This window comes from Arthrobacter sp. ISL-28 (assembly GCF_018613875.1).
Lineage (GTDB): Bacteria > Actinomycetota > Actinomycetes > Actinomycetales > Micrococcaceae > Arthrobacter.
In genome coordinates, this window is the sequence record NZ_JAGGPJ010000006.1 from 109703 (window position 1) to 129239 (window position 19537).

Annotated in this window: 19 protein-coding genes; 6 read left to right on the forward strand and 13 right to left on the reverse strand. The window is 67.6% G+C overall.

Annotated elements, in window-relative coordinates:
- The first annotated feature begins 235 nt into the window (after positions 1-235).
- Positions 236-1756 carry an amino acid permease gene (locus J7E80_RS04485; protein ID WP_215050281.1) on the forward strand — a complete coding sequence of 507 codons (1521 nt, stop codon included), beginning with the start codon at positions 236-238 and terminating at the stop codon, positions 1754-1756.
- Positions 1757-1800: 44 nt separating this feature from the next.
- Here the strand turns inward: J7E80_RS04485 and J7E80_RS04490 are convergent, their stop codons facing one another.
- A complete protein-coding gene (locus J7E80_RS04490) occupies positions 1801-2649 on the reverse strand; it encodes an IclR family transcriptional regulator (protein ID WP_251036443.1) in 849 nt (282 codons plus the stop codon).
- A 168-nt stretch (positions 2650-2817) separates the two neighbouring features.
- Here J7E80_RS04490 and J7E80_RS04495 point away from each other — a divergent pair, with 168 nt between their 5' ends.
- The 3 genes from J7E80_RS04495 (at position 2818) to J7E80_RS04505 (ending at position 4554) form a co-directional block, all read left to right on the forward strand.
- Positions 2818-3735, forward strand: coding sequence for an SDR family oxidoreductase (locus J7E80_RS04495; protein ID WP_215050282.1), 918 nt, complete (start codon positions 2818-2820; stop codon positions 3733-3735).
- A gap of 303 nt (positions 3736-4038) precedes the next feature.
- Positions 4039-4293 (forward strand): hypothetical protein, encoded by a 255-nt coding sequence (locus J7E80_RS04500; protein WP_215050283.1) that lies wholly within the window; start codon positions 4039-4041, stop codon positions 4291-4293.
- A 48-nt stretch (positions 4294-4341) separates the two neighbouring features.
- Entirely contained in the window at positions 4342-4554 is a 213-nt protein-coding gene (locus J7E80_RS04505; protein WP_215050284.1) for a helix-turn-helix domain-containing protein, read from the forward strand.
- A gap of 88 nt (positions 4555-4642) precedes the next feature.
- On the opposite strand, the gene J7E80_RS04510 is transcribed toward J7E80_RS04505, so the two are convergent.
- Entirely contained in the window at positions 4643-5275 is a 633-nt protein-coding gene (locus tag J7E80_RS04510; RefSeq protein ID WP_215050285.1) for a flavin reductase family protein, read from the reverse strand.
- Between the two features lie 24 nt (positions 5276-5299).
- A complete protein-coding gene (locus tag J7E80_RS04515; RefSeq protein ID WP_215050286.1) occupies positions 5300-6052 on the reverse strand; it encodes a 3-hydroxybutyrate dehydrogenase in 753 nt (250 codons plus the stop codon).
- A gap of 130 nt (positions 6053-6182) precedes the next feature.
- Between J7E80_RS04515 and J7E80_RS04520 the strand changes: the two genes are divergently transcribed.
- Complete coding sequence (locus tag J7E80_RS04520; protein WP_215050287.1) at positions 6183-7100, forward strand: LysR family transcriptional regulator; 918 nt, start codon at positions 6183-6185, stop codon at positions 7098-7100.
- 28 nt (positions 7101-7128) lie between these two features.
- Here J7E80_RS04520 and J7E80_RS04525 read toward each other — a convergent pair whose 3' ends face one another.
- From J7E80_RS04525 to J7E80_RS04535, 3 genes are all read right to left on the reverse strand, one after another.
- Entirely contained in the window at positions 7129-8076 is a 948-nt protein-coding gene (locus J7E80_RS04525) for a spermidine synthase (RefSeq protein ID WP_215050288.1), read from the reverse strand.
- Positions 8077-8189: 113 nt separating this feature from the next.
- Complete coding sequence (gene rfaE2 / locus J7E80_RS04530; protein WP_215050363.1) at positions 8190-9713, reverse strand: D-glycero-beta-D-manno-heptose 1-phosphate adenylyltransferase; 1524 nt, start codon at positions 9711-9713, stop codon at positions 8190-8192.
- Positions 9714-9772: 59 nt separating this feature from the next.
- Complete coding sequence (locus tag J7E80_RS04535; protein WP_215050289.1) at positions 9773-11266, reverse strand: aldehyde dehydrogenase; 1494 nt, start codon at positions 11264-11266, stop codon at positions 9773-9775.
- 223 nt (positions 11267-11489) lie between these two features.
- Between J7E80_RS04535 and J7E80_RS04540 the strand changes: the two genes are divergently transcribed.
- A complete protein-coding gene (locus J7E80_RS04540; protein WP_215050290.1) occupies positions 11490-12701 on the forward strand; it encodes a glycosyltransferase family 9 protein in 1212 nt (403 codons plus the stop codon).
- Here the strand turns inward: J7E80_RS04540 and J7E80_RS04545 are convergent.
- The 7 genes from J7E80_RS04545 to J7E80_RS04575 are packed head-to-tail and all read right to left on the reverse strand — an operon-like array spanning position 12667 to position 19480.
- Positions 12667-13368 carry an SDR family oxidoreductase gene (locus J7E80_RS04545; protein ID WP_215050291.1) on the reverse strand — a complete coding sequence of 234 codons (702 nt, stop codon included), beginning with the start codon at positions 13366-13368 and terminating at the stop codon, positions 12667-12669. The two genes, J7E80_RS04540 and J7E80_RS04545, sit on opposite strands and share 35 nt — an antisense overlap.
- Before the next feature lie 60 nt (positions 13369-13428).
- Positions 13429-14808 carry a D-glycero-beta-D-manno-heptose 1-phosphate adenylyltransferase gene (rfaE2, locus tag J7E80_RS04550; RefSeq protein ID WP_215050292.1) on the reverse strand — a complete coding sequence of 460 codons (1380 nt, stop codon included), beginning with the start codon at positions 14806-14808 and terminating at the stop codon, positions 13429-13431.
- Positions 14805-15530, reverse strand: a complete 726-nt coding sequence (locus tag J7E80_RS04555; RefSeq protein ID WP_396020725.1) for an SIS domain-containing protein — start codon at positions 15528-15530, stop codon at positions 14805-14807. Before J7E80_RS04555 ends, rfaE2 (J7E80_RS04550) begins: the two co-directional genes overlap by 4 nt.
- A complete protein-coding gene (locus tag J7E80_RS04560; RefSeq protein WP_215050293.1) occupies positions 15527-16780 on the reverse strand; it encodes a glycosyltransferase in 1254 nt (417 codons plus the stop codon). The genes J7E80_RS04555 and J7E80_RS04560 overlap by 4 nt, the downstream gene beginning before the upstream one ends.
- Positions 16777-17862 carry a glycosyltransferase gene (locus J7E80_RS04565; protein ID WP_215050294.1) on the reverse strand — a complete coding sequence of 362 codons (1086 nt, stop codon included), beginning with the start codon at positions 17860-17862 and terminating at the stop codon, positions 16777-16779. The genes J7E80_RS04560 and J7E80_RS04565 overlap by 4 nt, the downstream gene beginning before the upstream one ends.
- On the reverse strand, positions 17862-18935 hold the full coding sequence (locus J7E80_RS04570; protein ID WP_215050295.1) for a glycosyltransferase family 9 protein: 1074 nt from the start codon (positions 18933-18935) through the stop codon (positions 17862-17864). The genes J7E80_RS04565 and J7E80_RS04570 overlap by 1 nt, the downstream gene beginning before the upstream one ends.
- Complete coding sequence (locus tag J7E80_RS04575; RefSeq protein WP_215050296.1) at positions 18932-19480, reverse strand: HAD-IIIA family hydrolase; 549 nt, start codon at positions 19478-19480, stop codon at positions 18932-18934. Before J7E80_RS04575 ends, J7E80_RS04570 begins: the two co-directional genes overlap by 4 nt.
- Between the last annotated feature and the right edge of the window lie 57 nt (positions 19481-19537).

Genomic DNA, 19537 nt, shown 5'->3' on the forward strand with positions numbered 1-19537 from the left:
TATTGATGGCGCAGGCATCGGGTCACGGCGCCGCGCTGCAATGTCCGTTCGCTGTTTCCCGCAGCGGTCCATTCGCGCCGGCCCCGGAACCGTGCCTGCCGGGAAATCCCGCCTCAGCAGCACCCCGGACAGTCTGGAATCAAAGACACCAAAGCCCCGTGAGGCTCATCACCTACAGTCCGAAAATGGTCTGCTGGATAGCGATCCCCCCTCCCAAAGACGAGAAGGTATTCGCATGCAACAAACCCCAACTGCCGGTCAGACGGCGGGACACCGGGCCCCGGCCTCCCCCGGCTCAGCCATTGAAAAGGCCGCAGACACCTTCCTGAACCGCGGACTCAACGTGCGCCACATCCGCTTCATAGCACTGGGGTCGGCGATCGGCACGGGCCTGTTCTACGGTTCCGCTTCAGCCATCCAAAAGGCCGGGCCGGGCGTGCTGCTGGCATATATGATCGGTGGTGCTGCCGTCTTCATGGTGATGCGCGCCCTTGGTGAAATGGCAGTGCGCCATCCCGTGTCCGGCTCCTTCGGCCAGTACGCCAGCCGCTATCTGGGGCCGCGCGCCGGTTTCGTGACGGGCTGGACGTACGTCTTCGAGATGGCGATTGTGGCCATCGCCGATGTCACGGCTTTCAGCATCTACATGGGCTTCTGGTTCCCGGACGTTGAGCGCTGGATCTGGGTCCTCGCCATCATCTTCTTCCTGGCCGCACTGAACCTGCTGAACGTCAAGGTGTTCGGCGAGCTGGAATTCTGGTTCTCCCTGATCAAGGTTGCGGCCATCATCGGGATGATCGCCGGCGGCGCCGCCATCATTGTCTTCGGCTTCCAGGCCGGAGGAGGGTCAGCCGTGGCTCCAGGGCTGGACAATCTCGTCGAACACGGCGGCTTCTTTCCCCACGGCTTCGAGGGGCTCCTGGCCTCGTTCGCCGTCGTGATGTTCGCCTTCGGCGGGATTGAAACGATCGGCATCACTGCCGGCGAGGCCGCCGACCCGAAAAAAGTGATCCCGAAGGCGGTCAACACCGTTCCCGTCCGCGTGCTCCTGTTTTACGTGCTGACCCTTGGAGTGCTCATGAGCCTGTTCCCGTGGAATGAAGTAGGCAGCAATGGCAGCCCGTTCGTGCAGATCTTCAGCGGGCTGGGCGTCCCTGCCGCGCCGCACATCCTTAATGCGGTGGTGATCACCGCTGCGCTGTCCGCGATTAACAGCGACATCTTCGGAGCCGGGCGCATCCTGTTCGGACTCTCCCGCCAGGGCCATGCACCGCAGAGCTTCGCCAAGGTCTCCCGCCACGGGGTTCCCTGGATGACAGTGGTGATGATGACCGGCATCCTCTTGGTGGGCGTCGTTCTGAACGCCGCCATTCCGGAGGACGTCTTTGTGCTGATCGCCTCCATCGCCACCTTCGCCACGGTGTGGGTCTGGGTGATGATCCTTGCCTCGCACGTTGCGATGAAGCGCGAGATCGCCCGCAAGGGCCTGCGGGCGTCGGAATTCCCCTCCCCCTGGTGGCCTGCGGCGTCGGTCCTGGCCATCGGTTTCATGGCCATGGTGATTGTTATCCTGGGAGTCTTCGAAGATACCCGCGTGGCCCTCTACGTTGGCGCCGTCTGGCTGGGCCTGCTGCTGCTGGCCTACCGCCTGTGGGTCCGCGGCGACGGCCTAGTGCGTGCGGATCTCGTGGATGAAACAGCGTCGCTCCCCATGGTGGACACTGCTAAGGCATCCCCCGCGCCCGCGTCGCTGTAAGCGCCTTCGCATAGAGCGCTCCGGCTGCCCGGCCCCGTGCAGGACTAACGGGCCGGGCGGCCGTGGATCCGGACCGAGAGCTCATCGGCAACCTTCTGCACCCTGGCCGCGAGCGCAGGCCACTGGTCCGGCGGCAGTTTGTCCTCGAGGAACGTGACGGCGACTGCCGCCGTCGGCCATCCCAGGTGGTCCGTGACGGCGGCCGCGATGGAGCCGAAACCGGGCGTCACCTCACCGTGTTCCGTGGCGTACCCGCGCTGGCGGACCTGGTCAAGGTGCGAGGACAGCGCCGAGTACTTCATGATGGCGCCCTCCACGTCATGCCGGGCGCTGAACGCAGCAGCGTTCGGGTACAGCGCCCGGACCTGGGACTTGGGCAGCGCGGCCAGAATGGCGCGGCCGCTCGCGGTGAGGTGGCTCGGAAGCCGGACGCCGACGTCGGTCACCAAAGACGGCCGGTTCTTGGCCCGCTCCTCGACGATATACAGGACGTCGCGCCCGTGCAGGACGGCCAGGTGCGCACTTTCGCCGATGACATCCACCAGGGAGGCGAGCATCGGCCGCCCCAGCCGGGACAGCGGTTCCTGCCGTGAATAGGCCGAACTGAGCTCAAAGGCGCTGATGCCAAGGCCGTATCTTTGCTCCTCATGCAGGTGCAGGACAAAACCGTTCGCCTCCATCACCCCGAGGAGGTGGTAAACGCTGGACCGCGGCAGTCCCAGCGCGGTGGCAATATTCGACGCCGCCATCGGCCCCCGCTTGGAGGCCAACAGTTTGAGGATGCGGAGGGTATTTTCCGCCGCCGGCACCTTCGACGTCACCTTCACCGTCCTTGAAAGTCCCGCTGTCGCCGGCGCCGCTGCTTCCCGCCGCGGGGCTATGCTGTCTGCCATTTTTTCCTCCGTCATTCTGGCCCCGGAAGAGATCCAGTCCGGGATACCGTACTTAATCGTGCACCTTCTCAAGCGCGATGGGCTGCAGTCGCCAAGGCCTGCTGTCTGGGAAGCCAGACAGCTCCCCAATTCCGGGGGGCGGGGAAGGCTCCTGGGTTAGGGTTAGGCATGGACTTCCCGCTGGAAGGAAAGGTCGCCCTCGTAGCCGGCGCAACGCGTGGCGCGGGGCGGGGAACAGCGATAGCGCTCGGTGAAGCAGGGGCGACCGTCTATTGCACAGGCCGCACCACGCGGCACAGTCGCTCTGACTACGGGCGGTCGGAGACGATCGAAGAGACAGCTGAACTGGTGACGGCCGCAGGCGGCACAGGGATCGCCGTCGAGGTGGACCATCTGGACGCGGCCGAGGTGGAACAGCTTGTTCGGCGGATTGATGACGACCACGGGCAGCTGGATATTCTGGTCAACGACGTCTGGGGCGGCGAAAACCTCGTCCAATGGAACACGCCCGTCTGGGAGCATGACCTCGATGCCGGACTGCGGATGCTGCACGGTGCCGTGGACACGCATCTGGTCACGAGCCATTTCGCCTTACCCCTGCTCATCCGCCGCCCAGGCGGGCTTGTTGTGGAGATGACGGACGGCACCCGGGAGTACAACGCAGACCACTACAGGCTCTCAGCCTTTTACGACCTGGCCAAGAGCGCGGTGCTGCGGCTCGCCTTCAGCCAGGCCGAGGAGCTCAAACCCTTCCAGTGCACCGCCGTTGCCCTGACGCCCGGATGGATGCGCTCGGAAATGATGCTGGAGCACTACGGAGTCAGCGAAGCGAACTGGCGGGACGGTGCAGCCGTCAACCCGCATTTCGCCGCCATTTCGGAAAGTCCGCGCTTCGTCGGCCGCGCTGTTGCGGCGCTCGCGGCTGATCCTGCCCTCCACCACCGCACCGGCGGCTCGTTTTCTTCCGGCGGCCTGGCCCGCGACTACGGCTTCACTGACGTCGACGGCTCGCGCCCGGATTGCTGGCGCTATCTGGTCGAGGTCCAGGACGCGGGCCTGCCTGCGGACCCCCAGGGCTACCGCTGAACCGCGCTTTATTTGTGCCGGACCAGCGCGATGTACGCGCCAAGGCGACGTGCCGCCAAAGCGACGTTCCGCGGCAGGGAAATGTGCCTCGGCGGCCGCCAAAACGCAAGTAGTACGCGGAGGTAAGCAAGAGTCGCTGCGGAGGAAACTGAGGTAGTTGCTACTCGTGTGACTCTTGGTGTCCCTGACTAGCCTTGTCCGGACGGTGCACCCCGGCTCGGAGACCCTCTCCGACAAACGCGACCGAATTCCGCACCGCCAGTGAATCGACGCTTGGTCACACACTGCGAAGGAGTGGTTCCGATGATCCAGTTCACGGCCGAAGCCCCGGCCCAATCCATCCGAGCCGGACGACTGTCCGGGTTCCTTGCTAAAGCCCTGAGCCGCGCACGCACGGCTGCCATCCCCTACAAGATCGGCGACGTCTTGGTTGGCGATGACCCGTTCAACGGCCGGCAGGAAGGCCTCGTTGAAATGCGGAACGGCAATTCAGTAGGCCTGAGGTCCGGCGGACAGATGTTTTTCTACGACTACCGGCAACTGAGGCGGCCGGAATAGCCGGCGGCGCCAGCATCCCGTCCCGGCACCACCAAGGAGTGCGCTTCGATGTCCATTGCAAACCTGCCCACCGCCTACATGACCATCGCCGAAGTCGCGGCTGCCCTGCGGGTGTCCAAGATGACTGTCTACCGGCTGGTCAAGTCCCACGCCCTGGCCTCCGTCAGATTCGGGAAGTCCTACCGCATTCCCGAATCGGCCGTGGAGGAGTACATCAGGCAGTCCCAAGTCCCCGCTGAATCCGAAGTCCCCGCTGAATAGGAGCCCGGCTCACAGCCGGGTTGATTGGCGGCGGCTGACTGGCAGAGCTCGCCACGTCCGGTCTGCGCTGCGTCCGACCTGCGGCATGTCAGACCTGCGGCACGTCCCGCCGTCGGAAATCCCCCGGCCAGTCGGCCTTGCGGATCCGCCCCAGCTCCTGAACTTCGCCCAGGTGCCCCCATTCATCCCGCCCGAGCCGCGCAACGGGTCCGAGCAGGTCGATCCGCGGGTGGCTGCCTTCCAGGACCTCAGCGGAGACCGCGGCATGGGTGACCTCGCCGAACACCAGGACGCAGTCGCCCATTTCCAGGGTCGAATACAACCGGCATTCGAGGGCTACGGGAGACTCGGCCACCCGCGGCACACTGACCGTCAGACCCGGTTCGCGGGTTAGGCCGGCGGCGTCGAACTCGCTGACATCCGGCGGGAAGTTGGTGCCCGTCGCGTTGACCTCGGCCATGAAATCAGCCGGCGCGAGATTAACCACGAACTCCCCGCGTGCCGAGATATTCCGCAGCGAGTCCTTCCTGCCCACCGAAGTGAACTGGATGATCGGCGGCGTCACCGAGGCAACGGTAAAGAAGGAATGGGGCGCGAGATTGTCCACGCCCTCAGGGGATGTGCTGGACACCCATGCGATGGGGCGGGGAACCACAACGGCCGTCAGCAGCCGGTAGAAGTCCGCAGAGGGCAACTCAGCGGGACTGAAATCCTTGCGCATGCCCCCAGCCTAGCGGGGTGGTTTCTACCGTGCCGACCAGCCGCCATCCATGGTGTAGCTCGCGCCGGTGACCATGCCGGCGTCGTCGGAAGCCAGCCAGGCAACCAGCGACGCGACTTCCTCAGGCTCTACCAGCCGTTTCACGGCGGATTCGGTGAGCATCACCTTGGCGAGGACTTCGGATTCGGGGATGCCGTGGACCCGGGCCTGGTCCGCGATCTGCTTTTCGACGAGCGGCGTGCGGACATACCCGGGATTGATGCAGTTGGATGTGACGCCGTGCTCCCCGCCTTCCAGCGCCGTCACTTTGCTCAGCCCTTCCAGGCCGTGCTTTGCGGAAACGTAGGCGCTTTTGAAGGGGGATGCCCGGATCCCGTGCACGGACGACACGTTGATGATCCGGCCAAAGCCGTTGGCGTACATGTGCGGAAGGGCCGCCCGGATCAGCAGGAACGGCGCTTCGAGCATGAGGCTGATGACCCGGCGGAAGGCTTCCGGATCGAAGTCCTCGATGGGACTGATCCGCTGGATGCCGGCGTTGTTCACCAGGATGTCGCAGTCCAGGCTCACCGCCGCCAAAGCGTCCACATCCAGCAGGTCCACGGCCCAGGCCGTGCCGCCCAGCTCGTCAGCGAGGGCGGCGGCGCCCGCTTCATCCACATCAGCCACCACCACTTTGGCTCCCCGTGCTGCGAGCTCCCGCGCGCATGCCGCTCCGATGCCGCTGGCACCTCCGGTGACCATGGCCTTGCGGCCGTTAAGGGTTTTTGCGCTCATATCTGCTCCTCAAAGTGTCCACGCTGACACGTGCCATGGATCACGGCACTTCCGATTCACCTGAGTATTGCTGCAGAAAGTTTTCGGTTCAATGGCTAATCGGGCACTTGATTCGTGCAAAATTGCAGATATGGAAGCCAACCCCGATGATCTGCTCGTGCTGCTCGCGGTGTCCCGCTCGGCAAAATTCACGACGGCGGCCCAGGCTTTGGGGCTCAACCACACCACCGTTTCGCGCAGGATTGCCGCTTTGGAAAAGGCGCTCGGCGGGCGGGTCCTCTCCCGCGCCGCGGGCGGCTGGGAGCTGACCGAACTCGGTGCACAGGCCGTCATAGTCGCGGAACAGGTGGAAACCGCGGTGCGCGCGCTGGGGCCTTCCGGCCGCCCGCCCGACCCCGTCACCGGCGTCGTCCGCATGACCGCGACTGACGGCTTCAGCGCCTATATCGCCGCTCCGGCGGTGGCGAAGCTGCGCCGGGACCATCCCGGTCTCAGCGTGGAAATCGTCACCGTCACGAGGCGGGCGCTGCAGCAGCGCTCCGGGCTCGACATCGAAGTGGTGGTGGGCGAACCGCAGGTGCACCGGGCCGAGGCGTTCCGCCTGGGCGAATACATGCTGGGCATGTACGCCTCCCGCTCGTATCTGGAGCAGAACGGAACACCGGACTCGGTGGACGCCATGGCGACGCATCCGCTGGTGTACTTCGTGGATTCCATGCTGCAGGTGGACGACCTCGACGCCCCGCGGCGCATGGTGCCTGCCATGCGGGACGGGGTGACTTCCACCAATGTGTTCGTGCATGTGGAGGCAACGCGGGCAGGAGCCGGAGTTGGCTTCCTGCCGTGCTTCATGGGCGACCGGCACGATGACCTCGTGCGCCTGCTGCCGGAGCATTTCGCGGAGCGGCTTCCCTACTGGATGGTGCTGCGGCCCGACTCCCTGCGGCGGCCCGCGGTTGCAGCCGTGGTGCACGCGCTGCGGGAAGAGGTGACGGCGAACCGGGAGTGGCTCCTTGGCCGCGGGAAAAGCTCATCGGCTGCTCCGTAGCTGCCCTTTTGACCCGTGAGAAGGGCAGCTACGGAGCAGTGGATGGAGGCAGGGGCGACGGAGGCGATGGGTCGTGGCGGACCGGTGCGCCGGCGGCGAACGCCCGCACCTTGGTGTCGTCCCAGATGTGGGCCGGCATCGCGCCGCCCAGGAGCCGCCGCGCCAGGCCGGGATCGTCGTCGAACGGCTGGTCGCTGCCGGCCATCACCATATTGCCGTAGCGACGCCCCTTGAGCATGGCAGGATCAGCAATGATCATGGTGTGCTCAAAGGCAGCAGCGATGGTGGCGGCATCCTCCCGTGCGTTCTTCAGGTCGGGCCCGTCCCCGGAATTCACGACATAGAGGCCGCCAGGGGCCAGCACCCGTCGCACGTGGGCGTTGAACTCGCTGGTGGTCAGCGGGCGAGGCGTGAGCGCACCGGCAAAAACGTCACGGATGATGAAGTCGCGCGTCTCCGGGGTCAGCGTTTCCGTCACAGCCCGGGCCTCCCCGACGCGCAGGCGCAGGAGCGGGGCCTTGGGGAGGTCGAACCAGCCGCGGACGAACTCCGCGAGTTTTCCGTCCAGCTCCACCACAACCTGCCGGGACTCCGGATAGGCGGCGTGGAAGTAGCGCGCCAGCGAACACGCTCCGCCGCCAAGGTGGAGTCCGCGCAGTTTGGGCCGGGACTCCGGGGGCCAGCGGGATTCAATGAGTGCGGCCATCCAGCGCATGTATTCGAAGTCGAGGAACAACGGATCGGCGAGGTCGATGTGCGAACTCATGACGCCGTTGATCCGCAGCAGCCAGCCCGTGGAGTTGTCCTGGTCCGCAATCAGCTCGCAGTCCCCGGTGTCGATGTAGTAGACGCCCTCGACCGGGCCGCGCGGGCGGCCACCCCGGGGCAGTTCCACCACTCCGCGGACCGCCGTGGCCGCCGTCCTGCCGCCGGGTTTGGAGCCCGGTTTGCCGGCTGACTTGCCGCGCCGTGCCATCAGTCTTCCGCCGCTTCGGTCATGCTTCAACCCTAGTTGACCGGCACCGCTGCTTGGACCCGCGGGAACCCGGATCCCGTTTCCCCGCCATCCCCGGGCTCCGTCAGATTCGGCTACGTTTCAGGCACCGCAGCATCTTGGCCGTTGCGGATGCGTTCGACCATGGCCGTGGTGGAGCGCTCCGCCACATAGTCCAGGATGGAAACACGCCCGCCGTAGGCCTCCACAGCCTGGGTTTCGGCCAACATTTCAGGAGTGTAGTCGCCGCCCTTGGCGTAGATCTCCGGGCGCAGCTGCTCGATCAGCGGGATGGGCGTGGGCGTGTCGAAGACCGTGACGTAATCGACACAGCTCAGGGCTGCGATCACGGCCGCCCGGTCCGCAACGCTGTTGATGGGACGGCCCGGTCCTTTGAGCTTGCGCACCGAGTCGTCACTGTTGAGCGCCACCACCAGGATGTCCCCCAGCTGCTTGGCCTGGTTCAGGTAGCGGGTATGGCCGCGGTGCAGGACATCGAAGCAGCCGTTGGTCAGCACCACGCGCTGGCCGTCACTGCGGTGTGCACGGATGTGCCGTTCCAGCTCGTCGGCTGTCAGAGCTGTGTCCGCGAAGCTCTCGAGGTAGCGGCCCAGCTCGTCCGTCCCGCAGACGGATGTCCCCGGGTGATGGACCACGACGTCCGCGGCTGCCTGTGCAAGGTCCAGGCTCGTGGTCAGCGGCAGCGAAGCGGTGCGTGCCAGCGTCAGGGCGGCCACGAACGTGTCCCCCGCGCCGGAGGCCTGCTTCTCGGCAACTGGCCTCGCCCAGGTCCGGTGAGTGTTGCCGGCGGCCGGAATCAGGACGGTGCCGTCACGGTCGAGGGTAATCACGACGGCCCGCGCCCCCGTGGCCTGCAGCAGCTGCTGCCCGTGCTCCATGACAACGGCGGCGCGCTCCGGCCCGCCGGTGAGGCGCCGGTCCAGCAGTCTTGCCGCCTCCTGTGAATTGGGGGTCGCGAGGTCCGGCTGCAGGCCGGCCCACGGACGCGGATCATGCGCATCCACCACCACAAGCTGGTCCGGCCCGCGCCGCGAGAGGTGGCCGACGAGCTGTCCGCGGACCGGCTCCGCCAGGACCCCGGTCGCGTAGTCGCAGATCACCACGGCATTCTGGCGTCCGACGGCGGCAGGCACCGCGGCGGCGAGTCGCACCAGGGCTTCCTCCGGGATTTTGGCGGCAGCATCGTCGAAGCGCAGCAGGACCTGCCCGCCGCTGCTGATCCGGATTTTGGTGGTGGTGACCATGTCCGAATGCTCCGTGAGCAGGCTCGTGTCGACGCCCGCCGCGACCAGCTGGCGCTTGAGTTCCTTGCCGGCGTCGTCCGTTCCGATGATCCCGGCCACGCTGACCCGGGCTCCCAGCGCGGCCAGGTTCATGGCGGTGTTCGCGGCGCCGCCCGGGGAAAATTCGCGCCGGTCGATGTCCACCACGGGGGCGGGCGCCTCACGGCACATCCTGTCGCTGGGGCCGCTCCACCAGCCGTCGAGAATCAGGTCGCCCACCACGAGAATTGCGGGGCGCTCCTCGGCCAGCCGCTGCGGAAGCCACGCCGCCAGGCCGCGCTGCTCCGAGAGCTCGGGCAGGCTTCCGTCCGGCATGTTTCGGTCCGGCAGGCTTCCGTCGGGCAGGCCCTGTCCGGCCGTGCCTTCCCGGGCGGTCATTTTTCAGCGCCTTCCGCTGCGGCGGAGCCTGCCGGACCGGGCCCTGCTGAATCTGACCCTGCGGGACCTGACCCTGCCGGACCTGACCCTGCCGGGGCCGGCGGCGGCGCCGCGATATGAACCACTTTGACCCGGGTGAACTCATCCAGAAGCTCCGGCCCGTAACCGAAACCGTGCCCGCTATCACCGCGGGGCTGGGACGCACCGCCCGGCGCTCCGCCGAACACCTCGTTGATCTTGACGGTCCCCACCGGAAGGGCCGCGATCGCCTGCTGGGCATGGGCGATGCTTCCCGTCAGGACGGAGGCCGCCAGCCCGTAGCGGCCGGCGGCAGCCAGCCGCAGGCCCTCGTCAAAGCTGTCCACAACGCATATCGGGGCCACCGGGCCGAAGGTTTCCTCCGCCATGACGTCCATGGTGTCCGTGCAGTCCAGCAGTACCGTCGCGGGATAGAAGGCGCCGGGACCGTCCGGTACCGTCCCGCCCTCCGCCACCCGCGCGCCGAGCTGCAGTGCCTCCGCAACGTGCCCGTGGACAGTCTCACGAAGGCGCGTGTCCACGAGGGGTGCGATCCCGCCGTCGCGGTTGCGATTCCGAGCCTGCTCCGTGAGGGCCTCGCAAAACTGTTCGGCAACCGCGCGGTGGACATAGATCCGCTCCACCGACGTGCAAATCTGGCCGCTGTTGCTGAAGGCACCGATGGCTGCCTGCTCTGCAGCCCAGCGGGGATCCACGTCCTCGTCCACGAGCAGCGGGTCTTTGCCGCCGTTTTCCCGGATCACATGGGCCCCGGTCAGCACGGCTGCCTGCTCAATGCGGGCACCGGTGCCGCTGGATCCCACGTGTGCAAAAACGTCGACGGAAGCTTGCTGCGTGAGGAGGGAGCCGACGTCGGCCCCTCCGGTGAGGGTCAGCAGCACGCCCGGGGGGATGGCGGACGCCAGCACTTGCCCGAGCCGCTCGCCCACTCCGGGGCAGCGCTCGCTGGGCTTGTGGATGGCGGTATTGCCGGTGACCAGTGCGGCGCCGATCAGGCCGCAGGCCACGGCGACGGGGTCATTCCACGGGGTCAGCAGGACGGCCACCCCGCGGGGCTCGGCCACCGTATAGTCGGCGGCGAGCATGTTGCCGCGCAGGCTGTGGCCGCGGCGCACCGGGCCGAGCTCGGCGTACTGCTCCAGGGTGGATACCCCTGCAGCCACCCCGGCACGGGCCTCGTCCTTGGGGCGTCCCGTTTCGCGTGCGTTCATGTCCGCCAGTTCCGCCGCAGCCTCTTCCAGGGCAGCGGCGGCGGCGCGCAGCAGCTTCCCGCGTTCCGCCGGCGGTGTGGCGGACCAGGCGGGCTGCGCGGCGCGCACCGTCTTAACGGCCTGTGCCACGTCCTCGGCCCGGGCCGAGGGAAAGCGTCCTATGACGTCGCCCGTGCGGGGATTCCGGATGGTCAGCACCTCCGGTGCAGTGGACAGGAAAGTCTGGGTGGTCGTGTTCAATGTGGCTCCTCGCTGCGCAGGTCGCTGTTCCCTGTGTCTTTTGTTGGTGCCGTCCCGGGTCGTGCCGCTCCTGAACTCATCCGTACCCCGCCTTTGGCGGTTTACACGTCTGCGCCGCCGGGAGTTTCGGTGCTGGCGGCGGGACGGGACAGGGCCGTATGGTGGCTCCACCGGAACTGCCACACCCGACCCTGATCCGTCCGGAGCCGAAGGGGCTGACGCCATGGAAGACTTCAACGCCGACTTCGGCGGAGCACGCACCACCGGGTACGCCGTGGGCCCGGTCCTGGAAAAATTCACCGGGGTCTCGCGGATCGCTGTGCTTCGCGGCGGGGGTCTGGGCGACCTGATGTTCGCGCTGCCCGCCGTCGCTGCGCTCAAGGCCGCGTATCCCCAGGCCTCCCTCACGCTGCTGGGCACGCCCATCCACGCCGAGCTGCTGTCCCAGACTGAAGGGCCGGTGGACGAGACCGTGATTCTGCCGTTCTCCGAGGGTGTCCGGCCGGGCGCCGAGGACGAGGGGGAGCTGGCGGGATTCTTCGCCGGCATGCAGGCCAGGCATTTCGACCTCGCCGTCCAGCTGCACGGTGGCGGACGCTACTCCAACCCGTTCCTGCTCCGGCTCGGGGCGCGCCACACCGTGGGAACCAGGACCCCGGACGCCGCGCGGCTGGAGCGGACCGTGCCCTACCTGTACTACCAGCACGAACCGCTGCGCGCTCTCGAGGTGGCGGGGTTCGCCGGCGCGCCGCCCCTTGAGCTGGAGGCCCGGCTCTGCGCCTTGCCGGAGTTCAGCCAGCAGCTCGCACCGAGGCTGCACATGCCGCCCCAGGCTCCCGAGGCCAAAGGCACCGTGGTGATCCATCCCGGCGCCACCGATCCACGGCGGCGCTGGCCGGCGGAACGGTTCGCGGCGGTCGCGCACCAAGCGGCCGACGACGGCTTCCGGGTTCTGGTAATCGGCGACCACAGCGAAAAGGAACTGGCCGAAGCAGTGGTGGAGCTCGCCGTCGGCCGCGTCCAAGAAGCAGGCCAGGCAGCCGGCAACGGGGGGCGCGGCACCCCGCCGCAGGTCGAGTCCCTAGCCGGCAAGCTCAGTCTGGGCGAGCTCGCGGCACTCCTTGCCGGCTGCAGCGTTATGGTGGCAAACGACAGCGGTCCGCGGCACCTGGCCCAAGCACTCGGCACGCCCACGGTGGGCGTCTTCTGGACCGGCAACGCCATCAACGCCGCTCCGCTGGGACGCAGCCTGCACCGGATCCACCTCGGCTGGGCCACGCAGTGCCCGGTGTGCGGGATCGACGTCACCCAGGTGGGCTGGACCGCCCCGCGGTGCCAGCACGATGAGTCCACCGTGGAGGCGGTCGCCCCCGAAGCCGTCTACGAGGACGTCCGCCAGCTCACGGCCATGAGCCTTCATCCTCGTGGCAGATGAGCATTTCCCTGATTTCGCAGCCCGTGGGCTGTGACAGCACAAACAGGATGGCCTGGGCAACGTTGGCGGGATCGTTAAGGCGGGAATCGTCCTGCGGCTTGTACTGCTCGGCGCGGTCGTCGAAGAATCGGGTCTTCATGCCGCCCGGAATCATGGTGGTCACGCCGATCTCGCCTCCCGTCTCGGCTGCAAGGGAATGGCTGAAGCCCACCACCCCAAACTTGGAGGCGCAGTAGGCCGTAGCCTCCGGAAGCGCCCGCTTGCCCAGCGTGGACGCGATGGTCACCACCCGGCCGCGGGATTCCTTCAGGTAGGGCAGTGCCGCGCGGACCACAGAGACCGTCCCCAGGAGGTTGACTCCGATGACGCGTTCCCATTCGTCCGCGGCCACATCCTCGAGCTTCCCGCAGCGGTCTATTCCGGCCGCCGTGACCACGGCATCAAGCCCGTCGAGCGTTTCCGCCGCTGCCCGCACTGCCGCTTCCACCGCCGCACGGTCTGAAACGTCCACCTCGAAGGCCTTCGCCGCCGCCACGTTCCGGATGTCCCGGTCCAGCACGACCGGCGTTCCGCCCGCCTTCAGCACGGCATCCACGACGGCGGCCCCCAGGCCGGAGGCTCCGCCCGTGACCAGGACGCGGCCGGGCCGGAAAGTCGATTCATTCATGGTGTTCCTTTCGTTCGGGTTCCAGGTGTGTCTCGTGCGCCGGCTGACCTTAACGGTGCCTCAGCTGACCTTCGCCAGCGCATCCGCCAGGAGCGACGTGGACCGGGCTTGGTGGAACGGCACTGTGACGCACTGTCCGCCCCAGCTTTCGACCAGATCGGATTCGGGCAGCCGGGATGCCTGATAATCCCCGCCCTTCACCCAGACAGCCGGGCGCAGCAGGTCCAGGCACGCCTCCGGGGTGTCTTCCTCAAAGACCATCACGGCGTCCACGCATTCGAGGGCAAGGAGGAGCTCGGCCCTGTCCTGCTGACTCACGATCGGCCTCGGCTCGCCCTTGATCCTGTGCACTGACTCGTCCGAGTTCAGGCACACGATGAGGCAGTCGCCGAGCTCCCGGGCTGCAGACAGTGTCCGGACATGGCCGGCATGCAGCAGGTCGAAGCAGCCGCCGGTTGCCACCACCGTTCCGCCGTTCGCCCGGACCCTCCGCGCCAGTTCCAGGGCGTCCTCGTCCCGTCGGCGGCGCCAGACTCTGTTGTGCCATGCTGGCCGGTGACGGTCTGGAAGGGAGGCCACTCCCCCGGCGCCCAGGAAGGCCGCCGCCTCGTGGATTGCCTGCTCCACGGCGTCGTCAAGGTCGCGGCCGCTGGCCAGGTGCACCGCCAGGCTGGCTGCCAGCCTGTCTCCGGCACCGCACGGATCACTGACAGTGGTTGAAGGAGCCGGGAAAGTCCGCGGCGAGCGGTTCCGTAGCCCCACCAGCAGCCCGCCCCGCTCCCCCATGGTCACGAGCACGGCCTTGCCCTGCCAGCGGTCCAGCAGCGCCGTGCCCACTTCGGCTATTTCCTCCAGGGTTTCCGCGGCAATGCCCGCGGCTTTGGCTGCCTCCGCCAGGTTCGGGGTAACCACCGCTACGCCCGGCACCGGAACTGCGCCGGAGGGGTGCGGGTCCCACACGATCGGAATGTCGTGTGCCAGGGTCACGAGCAGGGACCGGATGTCAGGATTCGCCGCCACCCCCCGGCCGTAGTCGGCAATGACGATGACCTCTGCCTGCTGAATGGCCTTCAGCATCGCTGCCGTGGCAGCGGGAACCGGCGGACGCTCGCAGCCCTCGTCTACGCGGACCACAGGGTGGCGGCCCGCCCGGACACGGGTCTTCACCGGGGTCCGGGCATCCGAGGGCCCGGCCACCACTCGTATGCCGGCGAGCGCCCCCTCCAATTCCAGGGATGCGTCGTCGTCGGAAAGCACCGTCACCAAGGTGACCCGGTGGCCGTCCTGGGCGAGCATCCGGGCAACCAGCCCGGCGCCGCCCGCCCGTCTCCTGACGTCAGCGATGTCCACCACCGGCACCGGGGCGTCGGGGCACAGCCTGGTCGCCTCTCCGGCCAGGTCGACGTCCAGCAGAACGTCACCCACCACCGTGATCCTCATCCGTGATCAGCCTCCAGTCCGCTGGCTGCCCGGCTCTTCCGGGCGACCTCGGCCTCCAATGCCCGGCATATGGCGTGCAGGGCAATCAGGTGCCCTTCCTGGGCGTTGGCGGATATGGCGTCGATCGCCACGGCATCGTCGCAGCAGGATGCCAGCGGATTGGGCGCGGGTCCCGTGAGCGCCCAGGTTGTGACGTTGAGCCGTGCGGCCACCTCCGCCGCGCGCAGCAGGTTGGGGCTTTTTCCGCTCGTGGACAGCAGCATGAGGATATCCCCCGACCGTCCGTGTGCGCGCACCTGCCTGGCGAACATTTCCGCATAGCCGTAGTCGTTGGAGATGGCGGTCACGGCGGAACTTTCCGCATGCAGCGAGATCGCCGAGAAAGGCACTCGTTCGCCGTCGAACCTGCCCACCAGTTCGGCGGTCAGGTGCTGGGCTTCGGCGGCCGAGCCGCCGTTCCCCGCCGTCAGCAGGCGTTGGCCGCTGAGCAGCCGCTGGGCCAGCTCAACGCCCCATGCCGCCAACCGGTCAGCCTGCCTCTCAAGCGACCGCAGCGCAGGCAGGACATTTTCCAGGTGGACGCGAACGGCCTCCCGGGAAGGCGCGGGGTTGGTGATGTCCGCGCCGAGTCCGGGCATCGGGTTCGTCAAGGCCGTAGTGGCGGCATCGACCGGCCGCAGGGGCGGAAGCTCAGCTTCCTGCAAGGACCATTCCGTTGTCACAGTGCCGCTCCTTCCATCGGTTCCAGACTGGCGGCGTCTGCGGCTCCCGCGATGGCCAGCTGGTACGCCTTTTCCGTTTCCGCCGCGACCCGGCTCCAGGAATAGCGGGCCTTCGCCCGCCGCTCGCCGGCCCGGCCAAGCTTGGTGCGAAGTTCGGGGCTGGCCAGCAGCGTCGCCAGAGCGTCAGCAATGGCTTCGGGATCCTTGGGCGGCACATGCAGGCCTGTTCCGTGGTCCACCACGCTGTCCGTTAGGCCGCCGACCGCTGCGGCGACCACGGGGATTCCGCACGCCATGGCCTCCAGCGGAACGATGCCGAAAGGCTCATACCAGGGCGTGCAGGCAACCGCGTCGGCGCTGCGGAAAATCCCGGGCATGGCTTCGCGCGGCACCTGGCCGCGGAGCTCCACCTGGTCCGCCACGCCAAGGTCCCGTGCCAGATCCAGGAGCCGGCGCGCCTCGGGATCGTGTCCGTCTGCCGCTCCGCCACCGCCAACGATGAGGAGCTCGACGTCCTCGAACCCGGCATCCCGGAGGTGCACGAGTGCCCGGATCACGAGATCCACACCCTTGCGCGGGACCAGGCGGCCCACGGACAGGATGCGGTGGGAACGGGTCTTGGAATCAGCTGGCCCTGCGCCGGAGAACAGGTCCAGGTCCACCCCGCACGGTGCGATGGACACCTTTCCCGTGTCAATCCCCATCGATTTCAGCTCGAAAACCTCATCCGAGCAGGTGGCGATGATCCGGTCCGCCGACCGTCCCACGGATGGCTCGAGGAACCGGCGCTCGGCGGGACTCGTGTCGTCCGCGCCCTGGTGCCGCCGCTTGACCGTGCCGAGGGCATGGAACGTCTGCACCACTGGAACACGGAACCCGGCGGGTTGGCGGCGTCCCGCGTCCAGCGCGGCCATGCCGGACATCCAGAAGTGGCCGTGGACCACGTCCGGCGGGGAGTTCCCCCAGTCCCGGGCCACCCCGTCGGCGAGCGCGCCCATGAAGGGCAGCAGTTCGTCCTTCGGCACGTGCGAAGCGGGACCGGCGTCGATGTGAACCACCTCGAGCCCGGGCTGCACCCGCACCTTTGCGGGCAAGTCCGGCGCGTCGCGCCTGGTATAGACCGTGACGCGGTGGCCGCGCCGGGCCAAGGCGATGGACAGTGCGGCCACGTGGACGTTTTGCCCTCCCGCGTCCACTCCGCCAAGCGCTGCCAATGGACTGGCGTGTTCTGAAATCATTGAGATCCTCAATGGGTATTCCTTTCTCGCGCCGGCGTTAAGGGCTCGGTTCCGGGCCCCATCGATGGTCCGTTCCCCGCTGAAGTTTCCTGCCCCGCCAAAAGTCCCTGCACCGCATTCCGCCGCCGGGGCCCGGCCCTGAGCTCTGCCAACAGCATGTCCCAATCGGCCAGGAAGCGGTCGAGGCCATAGCGCTCCAGCACAGCCTCCCGGGCCGACTTGCCCCGGCGGCGCGCCTCTTCGGGGTCGTTGATGAGGAGTTCGGCGCAGCGGCGCAGTTCGTGAACGTCCGTGGAGATCCCGCCGGCTTCGGCAGGCACGGCGCGGACGGCCTCAGTTGTCGCCAGGGCGAGGACGGGCATGCCCAGATGCATCGCTTCCAGCAGCGAGAGTCCCAGCGAGGTCCACCGCAGCGGGTGGAGGTAGATCCTGCAGCGGGCCAGTTCCCGGTGGAGCTCTGCTGTTTTCAGGTCTCCCCGGATCCTCAGCCTCGTCGGCCCGATCCCGGTGCTGGCATGCAGGTCATCACAGCCCATCCCGAAGACCTGGAGTGGAGCCGCCGCCGCGAAACCGGGCAGCAGGTCCGTTCCGGTCACCCTCCCCCGGCGGACCGGTTCGTTCACCACCACCCCCAGCTCCGGAATCTCCCCGGTGTAACGGTAGCCGGGGTCGGGGATGCCATGCTCAATCACGGTGGTCGGCGACCCGCCGTTATCCCAGAACAGCTCATTGAAATGGGTTACGTGGACCACCGGAATCTCACGCTGGCCGGCGAGCGGATGCACTGTGAAGGGGACATCGCCCTTCGGCGTGTTGTGCTCGACGTATACGGCAGGCAGTTCGACGCCGGGGCGCCGCCCCAGCACCCTGGCCACCTCAGCTGCTTCCCCGGGACGCTGCAGGACGACGGCGTCAATGCTGTCCGCGTCCAGCGCCGCCAGCGAGATCTCGCGGACTGACGCCGGCCAGTTCCGGCCAGCGCGGCCCAGGCCCCAGGGGCCGCCGTCGGGCAGGACCGGCAGCAGGTATTCGTGCCGGCCCCGGACGAACGCGTCCGTCCAGGATCCATGCACGTGCCAGAGGAGAATTCTCATTACATACGGACCTTTCTCCGGGTGCTGAGGGAAGAAACCCCGCGCATGAGTCGTTCAACCGCCTCCACCACCTGCTCCGGCGATACTGAGCCCAGGCACGGATGCCCCGGAACGGGGCAAATCCGGGCGCGGGTCAGGCGGCACGGTGCATTTTGGTCACCGAGCAGTTCCAACGGAACGCCGTAGGGCGCCCAGCGGACGGCCGGGACTACCGGCGAAAACAGGCTCACCACCGGCGTCCCGACGGCGGCCGCCAGGTGGGCGGGCCCGGTATTGCCGGCAACCACCACCGCCGCGTTCGCCAAGACTCCGGAGAGGGTCCTCAAGTCCGTTTGCCCGCCAAGATCAATGCCGGACGGGCCGGCCACCGTTGCGGTGAGTTCTGTTTCCCCGGGTCCCCCGGTCACGACCACGCGGTGGCCTACGCCCTCCAGCAGTTCCACCGCCGCAGCGTGATGCAGCGGAGGCCAGGCCCGTGCCGGAACCGTTGCTCCCGGGTGCACCACCACATAAGGCCCCTCACCCACCAGATGCTTTACGTCGGGCGGATCCTTGACCATGAGTTTCCCGTCGTCGCCCGCCTTGAGCTGGAAGCCTGCTGCCCGGGCTATGCCCAGCGCCCGAACGGCTTCCGGCTGGTCTTCGGGAAAGTCCTCGCCAGGCCTCAGCCGGACGTCCAGGAGTGATCCGGCGTAGTCGGTGGACGCCCCGGTAATGCGACCCACCCCTGCCAGCCGCAGGATCAGCGCCAACGGGAGCGGGGACTGGTGGAAGGACGTGAGGATGACGGCCTCAGCGATCCGGGAGTTGCGGACAAAGTTCACGAGGGTTTCCAGGTGCGTTCCGGTCATGGGCGGCGCGGGATTGGCGATCCACGGGCTGTCCCAGGCGAAAACATCCGAAACATGGGGCAGCAGCGAGGCCGCCGACTGCCCTTGTGGCCCGCAGAGCACCACCACGTCGTTGGGGCTGCCGCCGTCGGCCCTCTTGCCGTTTGCTACTGCCCTGACGGCGGGGCCGGCGAGCAGGACATCGCCGACGCTGTCCAGCCGCGCCACCAGCACCCGGCTCATGCCGGTCCCCGGAGCAGCAGCGCGACTGCCTGCTCCAGATCCACCGCAACCTCGCTGGCCGCAGCCACCTCCTCGTCCCGTGTTAGCGCTGTGGGTACGAGCACGCCCCTGGCTCCGGCGGCCCGCGCCGCCTCCATGTCGGTGCCGATGTCGCCGATGAACGCCGCCTCCGATGCGTCGATGCCGAGCCGGCTGCAGGCACTGCGGATCATCCCGGGGGCTGGTTTACGGCAGCCGCAGCCATCGCCGTCGCCGTGCGGGCACACTTCCCAAACGTCAAAGGGGCCGAGCAGGTCCTCCACCCTCGCGTTGACGCTATCGACCTCGTCTGGGGTCAGGATGCCTCGGGCAATCCCTGACTGGTTGCTGAGGACGCCCGTCGCCAGTCCCCGGCGGCGCAGCTCGTCCAGGACTTTCCGCGCACCGGGGAACGGCCTGACCTTCTGGGGATCCCCGTTGTAGGGCACGTCCACAACCAGCGTGCCGTCCCGGTCGAACAGCACAGCTTTGAGCGCAGAAGCGTGCGGAGAAGCGTTGCTTGCCATACACCCCTTCGTTCCCCCTCTGGCAGAGACCTAAACAACCGGCCGCCTACTTCTTCG